Origin of the sequence: Vibrio methylphosphonaticus, from assembly GCF_023634655.1 — a bacterium.
In the GTDB taxonomy this organism is placed as follows: domain Bacteria; phylum Pseudomonadota; class Gammaproteobacteria; order Enterobacterales; family Vibrionaceae; genus Vibrio; species Vibrio methylphosphonaticus.
In genome coordinates, this window is record NZ_JAMKMS010000099.1 from 1 (window position 1) to 235 (window position 235).

Below are 235 nucleotides of genomic sequence, written 5' to 3' on the forward strand. Positions count from 1 at the left end.
GAGACACATCGCCGTTGAAGTTTTCGTTTGGTGCGAAGCTGTACGTACCGTCGCCGTTATCGGTGAAGATACCGTCTGTGCCGCTGTAGCTTACGTTATCAACCGCTACCTCGCCTTCAACATCTGAACTGTTCGCTAACAGTTGATCGTCAGAGATAGTGATGATGCCGTCTTCATTCACTGAATATGTGGTTGAACCTGCGACCGGAATGTCATTAACCGAGTCAACCGTCAC

General features: G+C 49.4%; 1 protein-coding gene. It reads right to left on the bottom strand.

Annotated elements, in window-relative coordinates; all coding sequences use genetic code 11:
- Positions 1–235 (bottom strand): cadherin-like domain-containing protein (locus M9196_RS23415; protein WP_250619902.1); only part of this gene is annotated, 235 nt, incomplete at both ends.